Source organism: Corynebacterium sp. HMSC070H05 (assembly GCF_001837615.1).
Taxonomy (GTDB): Bacteria; Actinomycetota; Actinomycetes; order Mycobacteriales; family Mycobacteriaceae; genus Corynebacterium; species Corynebacterium coyleae.
In genome coordinates, this window is the sequence record NZ_KV833273.1 from 179,250 (window position 1) to 199,247 (window position 19,998).

19 protein-coding genes are annotated in these 19,998 nt (G+C 59.2%); 5 read left to right on the forward strand and 14 right to left on the reverse strand.

Going from position 1 to position 19,998, the window contains the following annotated elements; all coding sequences use genetic code 11:
* Window positions 1-148: 148 nt before the first annotated feature.
* Genes HMPREF2617_RS00905 through HMPREF2617_RS00915 form a run of 3 tightly spaced genes read left to right on the forward strand, consistent with a single transcriptional unit; the run spans window position 149 to window position 3,256 of the window.
* On the forward strand, window positions 149-1,069 hold the full coding sequence (locus HMPREF2617_RS00905) for a KPN_02809 family neutral zinc metallopeptidase (protein ID WP_070451349.1): 921 nt from the start codon (window positions 149-151) through the stop codon (window positions 1,067-1,069).
* Between the two features lie 16 nt (window positions 1,070-1,085).
* The gene (locus HMPREF2617_RS00910; RefSeq protein ID WP_070839081.1) at window positions 1,086-1,808 is read left to right on the forward strand and encodes a CBS domain-containing protein; all 723 of its coding nucleotides are present in this window, start codon (window positions 1,086-1,088) and stop codon (window positions 1,806-1,808) included.
* A 53-nt stretch (window positions 1,809-1,861) separates the two neighbouring features.
* Complete coding sequence (locus tag HMPREF2617_RS00915; RefSeq protein ID WP_070484848.1) at window positions 1,862-3,256, forward strand: L-serine ammonia-lyase; 1,395 nt, start codon at window positions 1,862-1,864, stop codon at window positions 3,254-3,256.
* On the opposite strand, the gene hisS is transcribed toward HMPREF2617_RS00915, so the two are convergent.
* The gene (gene hisS, locus HMPREF2617_RS00920) at window positions 3,243-4,529 is read right to left on the reverse strand and encodes a histidine--tRNA ligase (protein ID WP_070820282.1); all 1,287 of its coding nucleotides are present in this window, start codon (window positions 4,527-4,529) and stop codon (window positions 3,243-3,245) included. The genes HMPREF2617_RS00915 and hisS overlap by 14 nt on opposite strands.
* Window positions 4,530-4,698: 169 nt before the next feature.
* Here hisS and HMPREF2617_RS00925 point away from each other — a divergent pair, with 169 nt between their 5' ends.
* Complete coding sequence (locus tag HMPREF2617_RS00925) at window positions 4,699-5,649, forward strand: peptidylprolyl isomerase (RefSeq protein ID WP_070614980.1); 951 nt, start codon at window positions 4,699-4,701, stop codon at window positions 5,647-5,649.
* A gap of 113 nt (window positions 5,650-5,762) precedes the next feature.
* The gene (locus HMPREF2617_RS00930) at window positions 5,763-6,026 is read left to right on the forward strand and encodes a hypothetical protein (protein WP_070839083.1); all 264 of its coding nucleotides are present in this window, start codon (window positions 5,763-5,765) and stop codon (window positions 6,024-6,026) included.
* 60 nt (window positions 6,027-6,086) lie between these two features.
* On the opposite strand, the gene HMPREF2617_RS00935 is transcribed toward HMPREF2617_RS00930, so the two are convergent.
* The 13 genes from HMPREF2617_RS00935 to HMPREF2617_RS00995 form a co-directional block, all read right to left on the reverse strand.
* Window positions 6,087-7,055, reverse strand: a complete 969-nt coding sequence (locus tag HMPREF2617_RS00935; protein WP_070839085.1) for a serine hydrolase domain-containing protein — start codon at window positions 7,053-7,055, stop codon at window positions 6,087-6,089.
* Between the two features lie 50 nt (window positions 7,056-7,105).
* A complete protein-coding gene (locus tag HMPREF2617_RS00940) occupies window positions 7,106-9,382 on the reverse strand; it encodes a RelA/SpoT family protein (protein WP_083279516.1) in 2,277 nt (758 codons plus the stop codon).
* A gap of 50 nt (window positions 9,383-9,432) precedes the next feature.
* Window positions 9,433-10,011, reverse strand: coding sequence for an adenine phosphoribosyltransferase (locus HMPREF2617_RS00945; protein WP_070423077.1), 579 nt, complete (start codon window positions 10,009-10,011; stop codon window positions 9,433-9,435).
* Between the two features lie 60 nt (window positions 10,012-10,071).
* The gene (locus HMPREF2617_RS00950; RefSeq protein WP_246816806.1) at window positions 10,072-11,667 is read right to left on the reverse strand and encodes an ABC transporter substrate-binding protein; all 1,596 of its coding nucleotides are present in this window, start codon (window positions 11,665-11,667) and stop codon (window positions 10,072-10,074) included.
* Between the two features lie 33 nt (window positions 11,668-11,700).
* Complete coding sequence (gene secF, locus HMPREF2617_RS00955; RefSeq protein ID WP_371325716.1) at window positions 11,701-12,864, reverse strand: protein translocase subunit SecF; 1,164 nt, start codon at window positions 12,862-12,864, stop codon at window positions 11,701-11,703.
* Window positions 12,864-14,807, reverse strand: a complete 1,944-nt coding sequence (gene secD, locus HMPREF2617_RS00960; protein WP_070839087.1) for a protein translocase subunit SecD — start codon at window positions 14,805-14,807, stop codon at window positions 12,864-12,866. Before secD ends, secF begins: the two co-directional genes overlap by 1 nt.
* A 155-nt stretch (window positions 14,808-14,962) precedes the next feature.
* Window positions 14,963-15,253, reverse strand: coding sequence for a preprotein translocase subunit YajC (gene yajC / locus HMPREF2617_RS00965; RefSeq protein ID WP_070451334.1), 291 nt, complete (start codon window positions 15,251-15,253; stop codon window positions 14,963-14,965).
* Between the two features lie 33 nt (window positions 15,254-15,286).
* Window positions 15,287-16,363, reverse strand: coding sequence for a Holliday junction branch migration DNA helicase RuvB (ruvB, locus tag HMPREF2617_RS00970; protein WP_070423072.1), 1,077 nt, complete (start codon window positions 16,361-16,363; stop codon window positions 15,287-15,289).
* Window positions 16,364-16,374: 11 nt separating this feature from the next.
* The gene (gene ruvA / locus HMPREF2617_RS00975) at window positions 16,375-16,989 is read right to left on the reverse strand and encodes a Holliday junction branch migration protein RuvA (protein WP_070816227.1); all 615 of its coding nucleotides are present in this window, start codon (window positions 16,987-16,989) and stop codon (window positions 16,375-16,377) included.
* Window positions 16,986-17,537, reverse strand: coding sequence for a crossover junction endodeoxyribonuclease RuvC (gene ruvC / locus HMPREF2617_RS00980; protein WP_070451330.1), 552 nt, complete (start codon window positions 17,535-17,537; stop codon window positions 16,986-16,988). The genes ruvA and ruvC overlap by 4 nt, the downstream gene beginning before the upstream one ends.
* 94 nt (window positions 17,538-17,631) lie before the next feature.
* Window positions 17,632-18,384 (reverse strand): YebC/PmpR family DNA-binding transcriptional regulator, encoded by a 753-nt coding sequence (locus HMPREF2617_RS00985; RefSeq protein ID WP_070423069.1) that lies wholly within the window; start codon window positions 18,382-18,384, stop codon window positions 17,632-17,634.
* Between the two features lie 70 nt (window positions 18,385-18,454).
* A complete protein-coding gene (locus HMPREF2617_RS00990) occupies window positions 18,455-18,922 on the reverse strand; it encodes a LemA family protein (RefSeq protein ID WP_246819507.1) in 468 nt (155 codons plus the stop codon).
* Window positions 18,919-19,998, reverse strand: a complete 1,080-nt coding sequence (locus tag HMPREF2617_RS00995; RefSeq protein WP_070839089.1) for a glycosyltransferase family 4 protein — start codon at window positions 19,996-19,998, stop codon at window positions 18,919-18,921. Before HMPREF2617_RS00995 ends, HMPREF2617_RS00990 begins: the two co-directional genes overlap by 4 nt.

A 19,998-nucleotide genomic window follows, 5' to 3' on the forward strand; every position in this document is an offset into this window, starting at 1 on the left:
CGTGATGGCGAATCTAACCTGACAAAGTCTACCTACCCCGGCTGAGTGGTGCCTCGGCGAGGTCCGCCCCACACCACCCCAGTCGCTCGAGACACGATGTTTTGGCCCAACCGCGACACTCGGTAGGGATCTTTGGCACAATTCAGCCATGACATTTCGTGGTGATTACGCGCAGGGTCAGGGCGGCAACGTCAGGACAAGCTCCGGCTCCGGTCGCGGAGGCGGCGGGGTCAGCCCCGGCGCAATGGCAATTCTTCCGATGCTGCTTCGCGGCGGTGGCGGAGGGACTGTCATCTTGATATTGCTCGCGGTGCTGTACTTCAGCGGTGCGTTAGATGGACTCCTTGGCGGCGGGAGCAATTCTCAATCCCAGTCTGAGTCGCAGGGTGACTACTCACTCGAGCATTGCAACGAACAAGGATCCTCGAACACCTACGACGATTGCCGCGCGGCGGCAACCTTCGGGTCTGCCCAACAGATTTGGAGCGAAGTACTCCCCGCGCAGGCGAATGTCGAGTTTGAGCCGGCAGATATGGTGCTTTTCCGCAACGATGTCACCACTGGCTGCGGCTACGCTACCTCCGATACCGGCCCGTTCTACTGCCCTCGCGATACCACCGCTTACCTTGACGTGAGCTTCTTTGAGCAGCTGGGCCAACTCGGCGGCGCGAACGGTCCGCTTACTCAGGAGTACGTAACTGCCCACGAGTACGGCCACCACATCCAGCATCTGGAAGGAACGTTGGGGCTGAGCGACTATAAGAACCCAGGCCAGGATTCTGCGGCTGTCGCAATTGAGCTGCAGGCGGACTGCTACGCCGGAATCTGGGCAAAACATGCTGCCGAGCAGGGCGTTTTGGAACCGATCACCGACGAACAGCTCGAGCAGGCACTGCAGACCGCCCGTTCGATTGGCGACGACAACATTCAACGACGCTCAGGCGGCGACGTCGACCCGGATGCGTGGACGCATGGCTCCTCTGAGCAGCGTATGGAAGCGTTTAATTCCGGATACAACTCTGGACAGATGGCCGCCTGCGACACGCTCAACCGCGGTGTCTACAACTAAAAGGCACCGTTCGCTTATGACCAAGTCCGCACCAAACCGCGCTATCCCGTTCCTTGCCGCCTTCAATTCGATCGAGTCGCATTTGCGCAGCGAATTGGATGCCAAGCGATCCGATTCGTTTACGTGGATGGTGGGCCTCGCCGCAAAGAAAGGGATTCTTGCTCGCGACCAGGCCGAGACCTTGCGTGAGTTTGCGGATCTGCGCAACGCGATTAGCCATGGGGAGTACGACAATCTCCGCCCGATTGCAGAGCCGCTCCCCGAGACGGTTCAAACAATCGAGCATTTGCGCGACGCGATACTCTCCCCACCTTTGGCCCTTGAGGTGGTCCCACACCAGAAGGTGGTGACGTTTACGCCGGAGACGGACATTCATGAGCCATTGAAGACAATCGCGACACAGGGACTAACGCAATTCCCGATCTACGACGAAGGCAAGTGCGTCGGGCTGCTCACCACGAATGCAATCGCGCGCTGGGTGGCAGCGGAACTCACAGACGATGACCGCATTCCCGCTACCACCGTTCGCGATGTGCTCACCCACAGTGGCAAACTCGACCACCCGGTGTTTCTTCCACGAAGCGTGACCGCCGCACGTGCTGTTGATGCGTTGAGCACTCCATTGAAAACCGGCGCGGTGCCTCGCCTGGCCATCATTACCGAGCACGGCAAGGCAAACCAGCGGCCGATCTCGGTTTTGGGGGCAACCGACATCCCTGCACTATCTCAAGCGCAGTAGCGCATCCCGCTTATCGACGAGCCACAACCGGTTTCTGCGGTAGGATTCGCCGCATGTCAGCAAACTTTGTCAGTGTTGTCGACCTGTTCAGTATCGGCATCGGTCCATCCTCATCTCACACCGTTGGCCCGATGCGGGCCGCAATGACGTTTGTGGAGAAACTCGGGAAGGTACCGGCGAAGGTTGTCGTAGAGTTGCGTGGTTCCCTCGCCGCCACGGGAGTCGGCCACGGCACCGACCGTGCTGCGTTGCTCGGGCTGGTTGGGTACACCCCCACCACCACTTCTGCAGACATTGCTCCAAAACCTGGCGAGCCGATCCCTTCCACAGGCGTGATCGAAGGCCCGACAGGGCGCGTGGAGTACGAGCTTCGCTTCGACCCGGCACCGGTGGCCGAGCACCCGAACTGTCTCATCTTCGATGCGTGGGACACAGACGGCACCATGATCGCCGAACGCGAGGACTATTACTCTGTCGGCGGCGGCTTCATTCTGGATCGCTGGGAGATGGAAGCGCACCGACAAGAATCCGGTGTTGCATCCGCTCGTGAAATTGCGACGGTCCCCTACCCGTTTAACAATGGCGCAGAACTCATGGAGCAGTGCCGAACACATGGGATGACAATCGCAGAGATCATGCGTGCGAACGAGGAGTCGATCCACGGGGCGCAGCGACTCAACTCCCATTTGGATGCGGTGTGGGACGTCATGCAGGAATGCGTTGCGCATGGCCTGAAGACAGAGGGAATCCTTCCCGGCGGCTTGAACGTAAGGCGTCGCGCGAACCGTCTTCACCGTCTACTGACTGCAGAGTACGAAGCATCCACTGCCCGTGGGCTTGACGCTATGGAATGGGTGAACCTGTACGCGCTTGCCGTGAACGAAGAAAACGCTGCTCACGGCCAGGTGGTTACCGCGCCAACGAACGGCGCAGCCGGCATTATCCCTGCAGTTATGCATTACTGCCGCGACTTCACCGACGACTTCACTGCTGAGCGCGCCCGCGAATTTCTGCTTACGGCTGGTGCGATCGGGTCGATCATCAAGACCAACGCCTCGATTTCAGGCGCAGAAGTCGGCTGTCAGGGCGAGGTCGGTTCGGCTTCTTCGATGGCCGCTGCTGGCATGTGCGCAATCCTGGGCGGCACCCCTGAGCAGGTTGAAAACGCAGCTGAGATCGCGCTCGAGCACAACCTTGGCCTGACCTGCGATCCTGTGGGCGGTCTGGTCCAGGTTCCGTGCATCGAGCGCAACGCAATTGGTGGCGTAAAGGCCATCAACGCGGCACGGTTGGCAAAGCTTGGAGATGGCACCAACATCGTCACCCTCGACGACGTGGTGGAGACCATGGCAGCCACCGGCCGCGACATGATGACTCAGTACAAGGAAACGTCCATGGGTGGCCTCGCAGTCCAGCTCGGCCTGCCCGTGAACATTACTGAGTGCTGATTGCCTGCGCGACCGCTTCAGCGGAAAGCGCAACGGCCTCCTGTGAGTGCTCGGCGAGGTTCTTGACTGCAACCTCGCCTGCCTCCAGCTCACGCTCGCCGAGCACCAGCGCGAAGCGTGCGCCCGCGCGGTCAGCACCCTTCATTGAGCCCTTGAGCCCGCGGTGGCCGTATGCCATGTCGGCGCTGATACCGGCCGCGCGGAGTTCGTCGACAAGCTTGCTCATCTTCACTCGTGCTTCGTCGCCAATCGCGATACCGAACACATCGACACGGTGGGCTGCTGCTTCAAGCTCGACGCGTTCAGCTTCGAGGGCGAGTACCGCGCGATCAACGCCGAGACCGTAGCCGATGCCGGAGAGGTCCGGGCCGCCAATCTGGGCCATCAGGCCGTCGTATCGTCCACCGCCACCGATGCCGGACTGTGCGCCGAGGCCATCGTGGACGAACTCGAAGGTGGTCTTGGTGTAGTAGTCCAAACCACGAACCATGCGTGGGTTAATGACGTACGGCACGCCGAAGTCATCCAACGCCGCGGTGACGGCGTCGAAGTGGGCACGGCATTCGTCGCAAAGGTGATCCAGCATCAACGGCGCATCGGCGGTCATCTCTCGGACCGCCTCACGCTTGTCGTCGAGCACTCGAAGTGGGTTGATCTCAGCACGGTGGCGAGTTTCCTCGTCGAGTGGGAGATCAAACAGGAACTTCTGCAGCTTCTCGCGGTAGGCCGGGCGGCAATTCTTGTCGCCGAGGCTGGTGATCTCCAGACGGAAACCGCTCAGGCCGATCGCACGGTAGCTGCGGTCTGCCAAGGCGATCACCTCGGCGTCGAGCAGCGGATCGTCGACACCAATGGCTTCCACGCCCACCTGCTGCAGCTGACGGTAGCGTCCGGCCTGCGGGCGCTCATAGCGGAAGAACGGTCCGTAGTAGTTGAGCTTCACGGGCAGGTAACCGCGGTCCATATTGTGCTCGATGAAGGAGCGCATGACGCCGGCGGTGCCCTCGGGACGCAGCGTTACCGAACGGCCACCGCGGTCCTCGAAGGTGTACATCTCCTTGCTCACTACGTCAGTAGATTCACCGACGCCGCGGGCAAACAAGGTGGTGTCTTCGAACACCGGCAGCTCAATGTGTTGGTAGCCAGCGATCCGTGCCTGGCGCGCGAACTCGTCGCGGACATGGATGAACGCACTCGAGGCGGGCGGCACATAATCGGGCACGCCTTTCGGTGCGGAAAGTTTTTGGAACTGCTCGGCTTGATTCTCACTCACGAGGCCTTAGTCTAACCAACCTCTCCCCTGTGCGGGCGCACTTGTCGCTGTGGTCTTTCCACCGCTGTTGCGATTAGCCCTGCTAGGCTTTTGCACCGTTCAATGCGCGCGTGCTTTTCGACGACATCACGCACGCGCTTTCCCCGATACTCGAAGAGGTGCATCGCCAGTGGCTAGCAACGAACAGCGTGGCAAAGAGGCCCTGTCCAATCTGGAACGGGAACTCGATTCCCGCGACCGCAAGGAAAAGTCCCGCCCGTGGTCTGTCGCAGCGCTTTCCGCCGTTGCCATCGCGCTGATTGGTGGCGGCATCTACGTCGCAGCCAACCAGGGCGACGAGGACAATCTAGCAACTGACGATACCTCCGCCGCTTCGGAGACTGACAACGCGGAACAGGAAGAATTCGACGCTTCCACCTTCGCGCCGATTGCTACGAAGCGCGAGAAGGCCTTGCCGGCTACCGTCTCGTGCACCTATGAAAACGAGGACGGCGCCGAGCTGCGCGCTGGCACCCCGCCGACCGAGAACGTGTCCACCGAAGGCACCGTCACCGTCGAGCTCGAGACCAACCAGGGTCCGATCGGCATGACGCTCGATCGCGCAGCTTCCCCGTGCACGGTCAACGCCATCGAGTACCTGACCTCCGAGGGATACTTCAACGACACGGTCTGCCACCGTCTGACCACTGCCGACGGGCTGAAGGTGCTGCAGTGTGGCGACCCGGATGGCACCGGTGCGGGTGGCCCTGGCTTCCAGTTCGCCAACGAGCTTCCCACTGACGAGGCACTCGACGGCATCGACACCGAAGGTCTCGACCTACCAGCCGATATGGATGAGGCAACCAAGAACCAAACCCTGCAGATGATGCTGCAAAACGAGCCTAAGCGCTATGACCGTGGCACGATCGCCATGGCTAACGCCGGCGCGGACACCAACGGCTCCCAGTTCTTCCTTAACTACGGCGACTCGGTCCTGCCGCCGCTGTACACCTACTTCGGCACGATTGACGACGAGGGCCTTGCCACCCTGGACAAGATCGCCGAAAAGGGAGTTGAAGGCGGCGGGACTGACGGCGCACCGGCAGATGAAGTACGCATCACCAAGGCCACTGTGAAGTAGCACTGTGCAGTAGCACTCCGCTCTTCCACACCGGTATCGCTATTGCACGCAACCCTCGCAGGCGATAGCATCCTGCAGAGATTCCGTTTCAAACCTTTTCAGTGAGGACCCTCATGAAGACCCGCACCAGCCTTATCGTCGCCGCTACCGTCACCGCAGTCGCCTTCACCGGTGCAGGTGTTGCTCAGGCTGCGCCGACTGTCGTCGGCGATAACACCACGAACACCACCAACAATGGTGGATCGTCCTCCAACGAAGAGGGCTCCTCCTCCCGCGATATGAGCCCCTCTGAGATCCAGGATTGGCTCGCCGTTGTCACCGCGATCATTGGCATCCTGAGCCAGGTGGCTACGGTTGCCATGAAGTTCATGCGCTAAAACACGGCACTGCGAAAAGCGTCTCCGGTTTCTCGCCGGAGACGCTCTTCTGTTTCGTGGTCATTTCTCTCGCGCTGGGTCATGCAGGCCTATGAGTTCAAACGCAATCCATTCAATGTCTGCATACGAATCCGTCGTGACAAACGATGCACGCTGAGTGCTTAAGTCCAGCAGCAGCATCGAGGAGAATCCCCGCGTTGCACCGTTATGCCAGTACAGTTCGGTGCCTTTAATGTTCGCCCACGTAAATCGCGTACTGCGACGCTCAAGGATATGCATGGCGTACTTCGCCATGTCCGAGGTGGTCGAACGCAGGCCGCCGGATGGAGCTGTGCCGTCCATCTCCCAAGCTTGAACAGGTAGACCGAGTGCGGAGACTCCCCTGGGTCTATCCGGTCCGACTGTTCCAGGCAAAGCGACGTAAGTCTCCGTCATCCCCAACGGGTCGAGCACCCACTCTTTGATCAACGTCGGGTAGGTCGTGGTGGACACCCTGGCCAGTAGAAGCCCGAGCAAGTCGTGGCCGAGGTTAGAGTATTCCTCCACGCCACGCTCTCGCAGTGTCGCTGACAGTGCCTGCTCGATGACATCCTCGGATGTGACTCCTACATCAGGATTCAAGCCGAGAAGTGCTCGTGCAATGTTTCGCGGTCGTTGCTTGCCGGTTCGTGGCAAGCCCGAGGTGTGGTTCGCCAATTCAGCCAGCGTCACATCTGCTAATGCGTTACCTCGCACACGCTGCCCAAGCACATCTCCGACCGTTGTATCGGTGTCAACCAACCCCTTGGTAATGGCTTGCTCGAGCAGCTCGGCATTGAACGTCTTGGTTATCGAGGCAATCTCGAACTCGGTGTGCTCATCCGCCCCGAGCCCAGCAAAGTTGGCTTTCCCGTCTTCAACAACGCAAGACGCAACATTGCGAAGAGGATAACTATCCGCACTCGCCCGTGTTGCCAATGAGGAGAGTAGCCGCGCAAGAGACGCATCCCCTGTCAGCTCTTGTGCAAGGGTGACCCGTTTGAACCGCATCGCAACCTTCCTATCAACGCAACGTTGAACAGGTCTCGAACGAGCTTAGGTTACGCAGTCACTCTGTAGACGTCGAACACACCTTCAATGTTGCGAATCTGATTCATGATCGAGCCGAGTTGTTTGATGTCTGACACCTCAATGGTCAGTCGGATCGTCGCCACTCGGTCCTCCCCTGCTTGAGACGACATCGCGAGGATTGGGAGTTTCGCCTCGGAGAGCACCCCGGTGGTCTCGGTAAGCAGACCATTGCGGTCGAGTGCTTCCAGCTGAATCGTCGCGCGTGACGCACTCTTGGTGCCACCGGGGGCGGACCATGACACTTCGACGAGACGCTCTGGCTCGTCGTTAAGTTTGGTCGCGTTCGTGCAGTCAGTCCGGTGCACGGAAACTCCCCCACCACGGGTGACAAACCCGAAGATGGCATCGCCGGGGACGGGTTGGCAGCATTTCGCCAACTTCGCCATCACATCCGGGCTGCCCTCAACCAGGATCGCAGGGCCGTCGCCGGTTGTTTGCGGGCGAACAAGTGCAGAAACAGGGGTACGCGCTGTGAGGGCGTCTACGGCGTCATCGTCGCCGCCGAACATGTCCATGAGCAAGTGCGCGACGTGCGCTGCAGACACTGTTCCCGCGCCGATAGCCGTATACAGCGCATCAACGTCCTGGTAGTGCAAACGCGTTGCTACCTGGCGCATCGACTCGTTGGTGAACAGCCTGTGCAACGGCAGCCCGCCACGCTGCACCTCAGCAGCCAGGGCATCGCGACCCGCGTCGAGCTGCTCCTCGCGACGTTCCTTGGCAAACCACTGTCGAATCTTCGCCTTCGCGCGCGGGGAGACAACAAAGTCCTGCCAATCGCGCGTCGGCCCAGCGTTTTGGTCCTTGGAGGTAAAGATCTCTACCCTGTCGCCGGACTTCAGCTCGGTTTCTAGGGTGACCAACTTGCCGTTAACCTTCGCACCAATGCAGCGGTGGCCAACTTCAGTGTGCACGGCGTAGGCGAAATCGACCGGAGTAGAGCCTGCCGGCAAATCCACTACATCGCCCTTCGGAGTGAACGCGAAAATCTGCTGGCTTGTCAGGTCGTAACGCAACGAGTCCAAAAACTCATTCGGGTCCGCGGCTTCCTTCTGCCAGTCAAGCAACTGACGCATCCACGCCATCTGGTCGACCTCGGCCTGATCGCCCTTGTGGGAGCCCTTCGTCTCTTTGTAACGCCAGTGGGCAGCCACACCGTATTCGGCGTTGTAGTGCATCTCGTGTGTACGCACCTGCACTTCAAGGGGGCGACCGGTCGTCGTCATCACCGTCGTATGCAGCGACTGGTAGACACCGAAACGCGGGTTGGAAATGTAGTCCTTGAACCTGCCCGGCATCGGCGAATACAGCGAGTGGACCACACCAACAGCGGCGTAGCAGTCATACACCGTATCCACCAGAACACGGATACCGACCAGATCGAATATCTCCGCGAAGTCGTGACCGCGCACAGCCATCTTCTGATAGATCGACCAGTAGTGCTTCGGACGGCCCATGACCTCAGCCTGGATGCCATTCGTGCTCAGCTCGCGCTGCAGATCGGTAGTGATCTCGCGCAGGGCACGGTCGCGTGACGGAGCGTGATCCGCCACAAGACGCACAATTTCCTCGTATTTTTTCGGCTGCAAAATAGCGAACGCGAGATCTTCTAGCTCCCACTTCACCGTCGCCATACCCAAGCGGTGCGCCAACGGTGCGATGACGTCGAGCGTCTCCTGCGCCTTCTTCGCCTGCTTCTCCGGCGGCAAGAAACGCATTGTGCGCATGTTGTGCAATCGGTCCGCGACCTTAATCACCAGTACGCGAGGATCCTCGGACATAGCAACGATCATTTTGCGGATCGTTTCCGCTTCTGCGGCGGCGCCGAGCGCGACCTTGTCCAGTTTGGTCACGCCATTGACAAGTTTGGCCACTTCAGGGCCAAAATCACGGGTGAGCTCATCAAGTGAGTAGTCGGTGTCCTCTACCGTGTCATGGAGCAGAGCCGCCACCAGCGTGGTGGTATCCATACCAATCTCGGCACAAATCGTTGCGACGGCGAGCGGGTGGGTGATGTAGGGATCACCTGACTTGCGGAACACACCCTCGTGCAACCGCTCTGCCGTTTCGTATGCAAATCCAAGCTGCTCTACGTCAGCCTTCGGGTGATACTTGTGGTGAATCGACAACAGCGGATCGAGCACTGGGTTCGTTCGCGGACGCCCACCTCCCGTAAGAGAGCGGGCCAACCTGGCGGAGACACTGCGCACGGTCGGGCCCGACCGTTTGACTGGTTTATCTGTCATGTCAGGACTCCTCCACTGTCAGCAGGTACTAAGTCTGTGATACTACCCGGCTAGTTTTCTTCTTTCCCCAAAACCACAAGCGGAGCGCCGTCGAGTCGCTCGCGCCCTCCAAGTCCCGGGACTTCCAAGACGACGACGTAGCCGGCAACTCGCCCGCCGGCGCGCTCAATCAAGTCGCGCGCCGCGATCAACGTCCCGCCGGTAGCCAGGACGTCGTCGACAAGCACAATGCTCTTGCCAGAGATATCCACCCCATTAGCGGGGATCTCCAGCGCAGCGGAGCTGTACTCCGTGGTGTACTCCTGGGTAATCACCGGTGGCGGCAACTTGCCCTTCTTGCGAATCGCAAGAATGCCGGTGCCCATCTCGTACGCCACAGCGGAGCCGAGCAAAAACCCTCGGGCATCAAGACCGCCGACGAGATCGGCGCCGAGCTCCTTGCTCGCCTCGGCCATCTCTGCAATGACCACGTTGAGCGCGGCTGGGTCGGCAAGCACCGGAGTCAGGTCCTCGAACAGCACTCCCGGCTCCGGAAAATCCGGAACGCGGCGAATCTTGTCCTGCAGTGCCTCAAGAGCGGAAGCGTAAGGCTGACCGCCATGCGGGCTGATCGACGGGGTGGGCGACATGATTTCGGATCGTCTCCTGGTCAGGTTTATCGGGTTTTTAGGGTCGGGAATTAAGTTTGGTCAGTTGAACCATCGGTCCATGTTCCAGCCAATGCCGGAAAGTCCTGTATACGGCACCACGTTGCGCACTGCATTATCGACGACAAAGGTTCGGGGTTGTGCGGCCAGCGGAATCGATGGCAGCGTCTTCCACAGATGCCCCTCCTGGGCACGCAACGCCCCCAGATCCTGGGCGCGATTGTTGGCCGCTGGGTACTCGCTCATCGGGTCAACGACTCGCAAGATAGCGTCGGCTTCGCCGTCATGCACGGATTCGTTGCGCCACTCGTCGTACTCCACGTGAGGCAGGTCAGCGAGCGTCTTCCCCTCGCCTGTGACGTCGGTGATCGTAATTCCTGCTGGCTCGCAGGTGCGGCGCATCGATTCCACCATCGCGGCCCAACGCTCGTCCGGATACACGTAACCGATACGCAACGTGGAACCCCGAAGTGCGGAAGCTTCCTGGATGTTCACGTCCAAAAGCGGAGCAGCGATATCTGCCATACGCTGAGCCAACGGGTCGGTGTGCTGAATGACATGCAACGGTGCAACTGGCACTTCAACCCCCGCCTTCTCACTTGAAGCGGCGGCAACAGCGCGAGGATCGATGCAACGTGCAAGTGCCTTCCGGTTCTCCGGATCCGCCCAAAAACCAACCTCCGGCAGGGTCAACATCTCGGTGAGCTCACCGATGGTCGTTTTCACATCCAGTCGATTGCCTTCTGCGTCCTCGTCGTACCACTGTGGTTGCAACTGCCGCAGGTCGCCGATCTTCATCGCCTTGGATGCTGCCAGCTCCGCAGAATCTACGGAACCAGGCCACACCACCATTGCTGCTGTCTGCGGAGCGTCCCCGTAGTAATGCTCATTAGCGACGAGCCGAACCTGGCCCTTCTCTCCTACCTCCGCAACCTTGAACGGGCCAAACGAGACTTGGAGTTCAGGATCGAACTCTTTGAGGTCAAACCCGTGGCGCCACACCTGCGCGATTGGTTTGAGTCGCTCCAGATCATCCGAGAGTAGATCAGCGACGAGGTCCTCGACAGATCGATTGGTCTTTGCAGCAACAGCATGTGCGGGAAGGACCGTGCCTGGTTCAAAAAGGCCACGCCAGCGTGCACCACGGCCTTCCTTGAAGGTCACAGTGAACTCTTTCGATCCGGGTGTGCACGACAGCGAATCCGTGTCGCCGAACAAAGGCATATTCGAACCGAACGTCGCCGGGTATTGTCCGGCAGCAAACGTCAAAAGATAGTCAGCGCAGGTGACGGGAGTGCCGTCCGAAAACACTGCCGCTTCCGACAAGGTGTAAATCACCTTGCGCTGATCCCCCGGCAGCACCTGGGTTTTTACAAGGTCAGTGTTGGGGATCAACTGTCCGCTTGGACCGGGAACATACACCCCGGGGTACAGGCGACCGGACAACGATTGCGCTAAGTCTGTCGATCCTTCGAGGGATCCAGCGTTTGTGGTGCGCAGATTGCTTGTTACCTGGTAACCGAAAAGTTTCGTGGACTCATCATCGTCGTTGTCTGAAGATGCGCACCCGGAAAGCACCAGCGCCGTTGCGGCCAACACAGCCGCAACCTTGCTGCCAATCACCATTTTCGGTCTCATGAGTCCACGCACCACTAGGTTTCAGCCGCTTTCTTACGCGTTCGGACGCCAGGTGCTTGTCGAAGATGCACCCGTGTCTTCCACAGGTCGAATCGGAGTAGCCACGTGGCGCTTCTTCTCTTCGACCGGTTCCTCTTCAACTTCTTCGACCTGGCCACGGCTTCGGAATGCCTCAACCGCAGCATTGTGGTCCTTGTGCTCCTGACGGCGGTTTACCAGGCTGACCAACATCGGGGTGGCCAAGAACAACGAGGAGATCACGCCTTGAATGACGCCAATGAGCTGGATGAGCGCAAGGTCCTTCAAAGTACCCACGCCCAGCATCCATACCGCGACAATCATCAGTGCGATGATCGGCAGCGCAGAAATAACCGAGGTGGAAATCGAACGCATTACGGTCTGGTTGACCGCGAGGTTGGCCTCTTCCGCGTAGGTGGATCGTCGAGAATCAAGCACTCCCGACGTGTTCTCCTTGACCTTGTCAAACACAATCACCGTGTCGTAAAGCGAGAACGTCAACACAGTCAGGAAACCGATGATCATCGCTGGGGTGATCTCAAGGGCGAACAATGCGTAGATACCCATGATGAGGATGGCATCAACCAACAGCGCCCCCATGGCAGCCAGCGCCATCGCACGCTGCAAACGCACCGCGACATACACGGACGCTGCCAAAAGGAACACGACCATAGCCAGGAGCATGCGGTTCGTAATCGTGGAACCCCACGACTCCGACACGGTGGAGTCACCGATAGCGTCAGCGCTCGGCTCACCGTTGTGATCCTGTGGGTGGTAAGTATCGAAAATAGCCTGGCGCGCGGCATCGATCTGCTCCTGTGAAAGGTGGGCAGAGTTGATCTCCAGCGTGCGGGCGTCGCCAGCGCCAACGATCTGGGTGAGCTCAGGTGTCACACCGGTGGCCTCGACGAAGGTTTCCTCGACCTCGGTCGCAACCAAATCGCCGGCAGGCATCGTCAGTTTGGTGCCGCCCTCGAAGTCGATACCCATGTTGAAGCCACGAATGAACATCGCCAGGATCGCGACCACAATAAGTCCGAGGGTGATGCTGTACCAGGTCTTGCGGTGCCCGACGAAGTCGAGGCCGCCGGAGCCGTCATACAGCGATTCACGGTCGCGACGTGCAAAGCCGCGCTTCGTCGTGGGGGTTTCGGTCGTAGCTACAGTGCTCGACATGATTAGGCCTCCTCATTCGCGGCGGATGCTTCCACGGAAGCTTGTTGCTTGACGACGACGCCGTCGCCCTCCTCAAGATCACCTGCAGCGCGGCGTTCTTCTGCGGTGCGGAATGCGGCACCCATACCGTTGACAGACGGCTTCGACCAGAAATTGCTGCGAGATGCGAGCACCAGAAGCGGCGCAGTGACCAGGAAGGTGACCAACAGGTCGAAGATGGTTGTCAGACCCATGGTGAAGGCGAAGCCCTTGACATCGCCAACTGCCAGGAAGTAGATGATGACCGCACCAATCAGAGTCACCATGTTGCCTGTGATGACCGTCTCCTTGGCCCGTTCCCAACCGGACGCGGTCGCCGAACGGAATGTCTTGCCGTGGCGTACCTGGTCCTTGATGCGCTCATAAATCACGATGAACGAGTCTGCAGTCGTACCGATACCGATGACCAGACCAGCGATGCCCGACAGGTCGAGCGAGTATCCAATCCAGCGACCGAGCAACACGAGCATGCCGTAGACAAGCAAACCCGCTGCTGCCAGGGTGACCAACGAGATGAAGCCGAAGAGGCGGTAGTAGGCGAAAACGAAGATCGCCACCATGGCAAGACCCACCAGCCCCGCATACAGGCCAGCCTTCAAGGAGGCCTGACCGAGTGAAGGGGGAACCGTCATCGCAGTTCCGCCTGGCTCACCGTTTTCACCGGCGAACGACAGCGGCAGTGCTCCGTAGCGCAGGTTGTTTGCGAGCCCCTCAGCTTCCTCTTGAGTGAACTGACCCGTGATCGAGGTTGCGGAGCCGACTGGGGTTGCGCCCTGGATAACTGGCGCGGAGATCACCTGGGAGTCAAGTGTGATTGCAATCTGCTTCTGCAGCATCTCACTGGTGAGTTTCGCCCAGGTGGCGGAACCGTTGACATCACCAGCCTGGTTGAAGGCGAAGCTGATCTCCATCTGTCCCGACTGCGGGTTGTATCCGCCGGTAATCGCGCGGCTGGTATCAATCTGCTCGCCGGTCAGGCGGGGCCCTTCCGGATCTGTTACACCGCTCAGCAGGGGGACCTCGTCAAGCAGCATCGCCTGACCGGTCGACGGGTCACAAGCAACTAGCGGAAGATCTTGCTTATCCGAGCCAGCGAGCGGGTCGGTTGCCTGGCCGAAGCAGCGTGCGGACATCAACGTCAACGCAGCGTACTGCTGAGTCGGGTCAGTCGACTGGCGGGTCTTGCGCAGCATGTCAGTGATTTCCTGGCGGCGCTCAGTGGCCTCAACCGGGCCGTTCGGTTCCGGCAGTGGTTCAGCGGAAATCTGTGGGACGTTCTTCGGCTCTGCTGGCGCTTCTTCCTCGCTTGGCGCGACGTCCTTGCCAACCTCTGGGTTGTTTGCATCGCCTGACTCAGCAGCTTTGGCCTGCTCCTCGGCTTGTTTCTCAGCCTGCTCCTTGCGAGCCGCGAACTGTTTCAGCAGTGACTGGCCCTCTTCGGGCGTGAAGATGCCGTACTTTACCCACTCGTTTGCCATATCCGAGATGGCTTTATCTGCTTCAGCCGGGTTTGCAGCCGGAGGGTCAAGCACAGGTCGGAAGAACAGCTGGGAGGTCTGTCCGATGTTACGGATCTCCGAGGTATCGTCACCGGCTGCTTCGATCACGATGGTGTTGCCATCGACGACGACCGATGCGCCCGAGACGCCCATGCCGTTGACACGGTTCTCCAGAATCCGACGAGCATCCTGGAGCTGTTCTGACGTAGGCTCTTCACCCTGCGGCACCAGTGTCACACGAGTACCGCCCTGCAAGTCAATACCTAGCTTCGGGGTAGCACTCTTCGTGCCGGTAAAAAATACAAGGGCGTAGACGCCGATGACGATGAGAGCGAATAGGGCAAGCGCCTTCGCGGGCCACTGCCGCTTCGACTTCGCCTCGCCGGATCGCCGAGTGCGTGTAGACACTGAGCAGACTCCTCTTTGTTCAGGCTCGGGTTTTCCGCCTTACACCGGCGCACACGCCGATCCAGCAGCATCTTTCAAGGTGCGGTGGACACAAACAATCGCGCGAGCCGGTGATGGCACAACGCAAATATGCTACGCCATCAGGCCAGAAAAACTTAGTTGGGTACCTCATTTGTGTCGACAGGTGCCACAGGCTCAATCTTGCGCATCACACCAGCCGTATCCATCGTCACGGCTACACCCGGGGCAAGCTCCACAAGCATGGTCTCGCCATTGTGCTCCACGACCGTGGCGTGGAAGCCTGCAACGTTGACAATCTGATCGCCAGGCTGAATCGACTGACGCAGTTGTTCAATCTGAGCCTGACGCTTCTTCTGGCCACGCATCATGAGGATGGAAGGCAGCAAGAACAAGGCCAGAATGACAATGAGCAAAATTGGTTCCATGAGAAACCATCATTGCACAACACAATCGTGGGCTTAGTAGAGCGGCATCTGCCCAGGCGCTTCGGGAGGTGCCTGCAAACCCAAGTGCTCCCACGCGGCGGCGGTAGCAACCCTCCCCCGGCCTGTTCGCGACATCAGTCCCGCGCGCACCAGATAAGGCTCACAGACCTCTTCGATGGTGCCGGATTCCTCGCCAACCGCGATCGCAAGGGTCCCTACACCTACCGGGCCACCGCCATGTCCCCTGATCAGGGCGCCAAGCACAGCACGGTCGAGGCGATCTAGCCCTAGCTCGTCGACATCGAACACTTCGAGCGCACTTCGTGCGGCATCCAGGTTTACCCTGCCGTCGCCATGGACCTCAGCCCAGTCGCGCACTCGACGCAGGAGTCGGTTCGCAATTCGCGGGGTTCCACGTGAACGCGAGGCGATCTCAACCGCAGCGTCAGTATCAATCTGCACCCCAAGGATGTTCGCTGCACGGCTGACAACCTTGGTGAGGTCGTCGACATCGTAAAACTCCATTTGAGCTGTAAACCCAAAGCGGTCACGCAACGGGCCGGTGAGCATACCTGCCCTCGTGGTTGCCCCGACAAGGGTAAACGGAGGAATCTCTAGCGGAATCGATGTCGCGCCCGGGCCCTTGCCAACAATGACGTCGATACGGAAATCCTCCATGGCCATATAGAGCATTTCCTCAGCCGGCCGTGCGATGCGGTGAATCTCATCGATGAAGAGCACATCGCCCTCCATCAAGTTAGACAACATCGCCGCCAAGTCGCCTGCCCGTTCAAGAGCAGGCCCGGAGGTCATGCGCAACGACGTGCCTAATTCCTGTGCGACGATCATTGCCATTGTGGTCTTGCCCAGTCCAGGCGGACCAGACAGCAAGATATGATCCGGCGTCACACCACGATTTCGGGCGCCCGTAAGCACAAGACTGAGTTGTTCTCGTACCTTGGGTTGGCCGATGAATTCCTGAATGGACTTCGGACGCAACGAACGCTCAATATCGTGTTCGTCGGCCTGCACGTTGGCGTCGACAGGCGACGGTGCTTTCGCTGAAAAACCTTCAGGGAGCTGGAACTCGGTCTTTTCCACATCAGACATTGCGCATTAGCCTACTTCTTGCCCAAATGCGTCAGCGCTTGACGCAACAACGCAGAAGCGTCGAGATCCGGCTGGTCTGTTGTCAGCTGATCTACGACCGACTGTGCCGTACGCTCTGGGAATCCGAGTCCGACCAGCGCTTCCACAACCTGTTCCGAGGCATAGGTGGTGGCTGGTTTTACTCCTGTACCAGCCGCCGCACCGCTTGGTGACTGCGCCGGCAACATCGCTTCGACTTTGTCCTTGAGCTCGAGGATCATGCGCTCGGCCATTTTCTTGCCCACGCCGGGGATCGTTTGAACCTTCTTCGCGTCACCGTTTGCAATATGCGTCGAAAGCTCGCCAGGCTCAAAAACAGACAACGCGGCAATAGCCAACTTCGGACCCAAGCCAGTCACGGTCTGCAACTTATGGAACATCTCGCGCGATTCATTGTCGCCAAAGCCATACAAGGTGACGCCGTCGTCTTTGACCACCATCGAGGTCATCACTCGACGCGTTTCACCACGCACAAGACCGCCAAGCGTTTGCGGTGTAGCAAGAAACCTATAGCCCACCCCAGAACACTCAATGACCGCATGGTCGAGACCAATAGTGAGCACCTCACCGTTGAGAGAATCAATCATTGCACTGCCGCCTTCGTATTGGGGTGTTGAAGTTGTTGGAGATGTTGCGTTCGAGCGATAAGTGGCGCGCGCCAGCAGTGACAGACTGCAATGGCCAGCGCATCAGCAGCATCTGCTGGTTTCGGCGCCTCACTCAAACCAAGAATGCGCGTGACCATAGTGGTCATTTGCTTCTTGTCCGCACGCCCGTTGCCAGATATTGCTTTCTTTACCTCTGAAGGGGTGTACATGTGCACCGGGATGTCACGCTCCGCAGCGGCTAAGACCATGACACCGACAGCGTGCGCTGTGTGCATCACCGTGGAGACGTTGCCACGTTCAAAGATACGTTCCATAGCAACAACATCGGGCTGGTAATCATCCATCCACTCGCCCACCGCCCGAGAGATTCTGAGCAGGCGCTCCGCAAGCTCCGCTGTTGAGGGAGTTCGCACGACGCCAACTGCTACGGGAATGATCTGGCGGCCACGACCTGCCTGCACAACAGACAAGCCACAACGCGTCAGACCGGGATCAATGCCCATCACCCGTAGTCCTTCGAGGTTCACGCAACCACTCCTTCGCTCATGACACATATGTTCTACCACAACGTGCGAAAAAGGCGCGCCTCTCAAAGAGGGCGCGCCGGTTCACGACGAAGTGTTAAGCGTCGAGCTGCGCTGCAACCTCGTCCGAGATCGTCATATTGGTGTAGACATTCTGGACGTCGTCGGAATCTTCCAACGCGTCGATCAGGCGCATCATCTTCTGTGCGCCCTCGAGATCCAGATCGACCTGAACGTCGGCACGGAATTCCTGGCCAGCATCTTCAATCTCGATGCTTTCACCGATCAGCGCCTCACGCACTGCAGGCAGGTCAGTCGGCTTGCAGGTAATTTCGAACTCCTCACCGAGGTCGTTGACTTCCTCAGCGCCAGCGTCGAGCACTGCCATCAGCACGTCATCTTCGGAGAGGTCACCCTTCTTGATCGTGACCACACCGGTGCGCTCAAACATGTAACCGACAGAGCCGGACTCGCCCAGGTTGCCACCGTTCTTGGTCATGGCGGTACGTACCTCGGTTGCGGCACGGTTGCGGTTGTCGGTCAAGCACTCAATCAACACAGCAACACCGTTGTTGCCGTAGCCCTCGTACATGACAGTTTCCCAGTCGGATCCGCCGGCTTCCTCGCCGGAGCCACGCTTGCGAGCGCGCTCGATATTGTCGTTGGGGACCGAGGCCTTCTTCGCCTTGCGGATCATGTCATCGAGGGTCGGGTTAGCAGCGGGGTCACCGCCGCCTGTGCGGGCGGCGACCTCGATATCCTTGATCATCTTCGCCCAGAGCTTGGAACGCTTTGCATCGTTCGCCGCTTTTTTGTGCTTGGTCGTTGCCCACTTTGAGTGGCCTGCCATCGAGCACCCCTTCATTCCTCTGTTGACGGTTAACAGAGCGCAAGTATACGCCAGCTGCACAAATACGCTGTTACTGGCCGTCGGTGGCAAACTGCGGCACTACCGCAGTACCGCCAAGACGGAAAAACCGCACCATAGGTCGCAACTGCAGCACCAACGTATCCGCAACCGCATCGTTATAGAACCGCCGGGCGAGTTCTACTCGGGTATGTGCATCACGGAGTTCAGCCGGTACGTCGCCACTGCTTTGCGACGACTCCCTGACCACCTGCATCAGATCCCCCTCAGCGCCAAGACGCAGCCGAAGATCCTTCGAGCTGAACCGAAGCGCCTCCGTTTCGTGAGCCTGCTTCGCGAGCTCCGGAAACAGCGCCGCAACTACAGCGCAGCGGCGGTCAAGAGCAGCCTGCAGCGCATCACGGGACCTATCCAAACGAATATGCAATCGGTGAAGTCGCTGCGCAGTGTGAAACGCCCAGGCAGCCACGATGACAACGCAGATCAGCGCGACGACGAGAAGCACGACACCAAATGTCACCGCTCAATCCTCACCTTCTCGTTGTAGGAAACAGCCTCATACACAGCGCAAACACGGTTCGCCACCACTGACCAGTCGAATTCCCTGGCCCGACGTGCGCCTCGGTTAATCAAGTCATTGCGGTAAGTGGCGTCGTCGATAAGCAGCTGCAACTGCTGCGCCAAAGCATCGGGATCCCCCGGTGGGAAGAATGCCGCAGCGTCAGAGCCAACGGCGGCAAAAGCAGGGATATCGCTGGCTACCACGGCACACCCCGCCGCCATTGCTTCGACCAGAATGATGCCAAACGACTCGCCGCCGAGGTTCGGGGCAACAAAAATGTCGGCGCGGCCGAGAATCTCGACCTTTTCATCCTCCGTAACCTTCCCAGCGAAACGCACCCCGTCCATTTCGCGTGCAGCACCTCCGCCCATCACCGTCACCTGAGGAAGGCGCGGAAGACGCTCCAGGGCAGCCAAGAACACATCGAGGCCTTTACGTGGCTCGTCGAGTCGCCCAAGGAACACAACCTCCACGTCTGAAGAGTCATTGCGCACACCACGAGCCCGCGCGAAGCGTCGCGTGTCAACTCCGTTCGGAATGATCACAGGGTCAGTGCCAATCTGTTCTGCCTGCCACTGCCATGCCAACTCGCTCACTGCGATTCCGGCACGAATCTTCTCCAAGTTCGCACGCAACGCAGGCAGCGCTACTTTCAGCGCGTAGGAGCTCTCCGCAGAGGTGTGATAGGTAGCCACGATCGGACCCGCAGCTATTCGGTTCGCAACCATGGCGTAGCCCGGCGAATTTGGCTCGTGGATATGCAGCACATCGAAATCGCCGAGTTCGATGAATCGCTTGGTCGTCCTCACTACTCGCGGGCCAAACGACAAGCGCGCCACAGAACCGTTGTAAGGAATCGGAACCGCTGGCCCGCCCCGAGTTACCCATTCGGGCAACGGTGTATCGGCAGATGCAGGGCCAAGGACTTCACTGTGATGTCCCATTTCCCGCAACCGCTCCGCCAAGTCAAGGACATGCGCTTGAACTCCACCAGGTTCATCAAAAGAATAGGAGCAGACTAGCCCAACCCGCAT

What these genes read in the sequence shown, in the direction of transcription:
- ruvA (WP_070816227.1), bottom strand. Translation starts at nt 16,989, where the DNA reads ATGATTGATTCTCTCAACGGTGAGGTGCTCACTATTGGTCTCGACCAT.
- HMPREF2617_RS00915 (WP_070484848.1), top strand. Translation starts at nt 1,862, where the DNA reads ATGTCAGCAAACTTTGTCAGTGTTGTCGACCTGTTCAGTATCGGCATC.
- HMPREF2617_RS00945 (WP_070423077.1), bottom strand. Translation starts at nt 10,011, where the DNA reads ATGTCGCCCACCCCGTCGATCAGCCCGCATGGCGGTCAGCCTTACGCT.
- HMPREF2617_RS00950 (WP_246816806.1), bottom strand. Translation starts at nt 11,667, where the DNA reads ATGAGACCGAAAATGGTGATTGGCAGCAAGGTTGCGGCTGTGTTGGCC.
- HMPREF2617_RS00905 (WP_070451349.1), top strand. Translation starts at nt 149, where the DNA reads ATGACATTTCGTGGTGATTACGCGCAGGGTCAGGGCGGCAACGTCAGG.
- HMPREF2617_RS00940 (WP_083279516.1), bottom strand. Translation starts at nt 9,382, where the DNA reads ATGACAGATAAACCAGTCAAACGGTCGGGCCCGACCGTGCGCAGTGTC.
- HMPREF2617_RS00930 (WP_070839083.1), top strand. Translation starts at nt 5,763, where the DNA reads ATGAAGACCCGCACCAGCCTTATCGTCGCCGCTACCGTCACCGCAGTC.
- HMPREF2617_RS00935 (WP_070839085.1), bottom strand. Translation starts at nt 7,055, where the DNA reads ATGCGGTTCAAACGGGTCACCCTTGCACAAGAGCTGACAGGGGATGCG.
- ruvB (WP_070423072.1), bottom strand. Translation starts at nt 16,363, where the DNA reads ATGTCTGATGTGGAAAAGACCGAGTTCCAGCTCCCTGAAGGTTTTTCA.
- HMPREF2617_RS00985 (WP_070423069.1), bottom strand. Translation starts at nt 18,384, where the DNA reads ATGGCAGGCCACTCAAAGTGGGCAACGACCAAGCACAAAAAAGCGGCG.
- yajC (WP_070451334.1), bottom strand. Translation starts at nt 15,253, where the DNA reads ATGGAACCAATTTTGCTCATTGTCATTCTGGCCTTGTTCTTGCTGCCT.
- HMPREF2617_RS00910 (WP_070839081.1), top strand. Translation starts at nt 1,086, where the DNA reads ATGACCAAGTCCGCACCAAACCGCGCTATCCCGTTCCTTGCCGCCTTC.
- HMPREF2617_RS00995 (WP_070839089.1), bottom strand. Translation starts at nt 19,998, where the DNA reads ATGCGGGTTGGGCTAGTCTGCTCCTATTCTTTTGATGAACCTGGTGGA.